The following is a 444-nucleotide window of genomic DNA, read 5'->3' on the forward strand; positions in this document are numbered from 1 at the left end:
CCCCGACAACGCCGCCGCCCGCCGCCGCACCGTCGGCGCCGAACACGTCGTCCGTGCCGTCGCTCAGCACGTTGCCGAGCACGATCCCGCCCTCGACAACGCTGTTGGTGTCGGCATGGGCCGTCGGCACGTCGTCGACGATGTCGATGGTGATGGTGTTGGTGATCGTGTTGCCGTTGGCGTCGGTGGCCTGGTAGGTGAAGGTCTCGACATTGTTGACGGTGTTGGTGCCGTTGTTGGCGTCGGCGCCGTCGACCGGCGAGGTCAGCGTGTAGCTGTAGGTGCCGTTGGCATTGAAGGTCAGCGTGCCGTGCGCGCCGATGGCGTTGCTCACCAGTGCGTAGGTGTAGGGCCCGGTGCCGCCCGATACATTGTCGACGACCGTTCCGGCGATGGTCTCGGCGGTGCTCGACGGGTTGCTGCCGATCGGCAGCGCCGCCTCGT

Annotated in this window: 1 protein-coding gene; it reads right to left on the minus strand. The window is 67.3% G+C overall.

Going from position 1 to position 444, the window contains the following annotated elements; genetic code table 11:
- The coding region (locus tag EOC83_RS32585; RefSeq protein ID WP_206516576.1) for an Ig-like domain-containing protein at positions 1-444 on the minus strand (444 nt) is incomplete at both ends.

Source organism: Mesorhizobium sp. Primo-A, assembly GCF_003997175.1.
Taxonomy (GTDB): Bacteria; Pseudomonadota; Alphaproteobacteria; order Rhizobiales; family Rhizobiaceae; genus Mesorhizobium; species Mesorhizobium ciceri.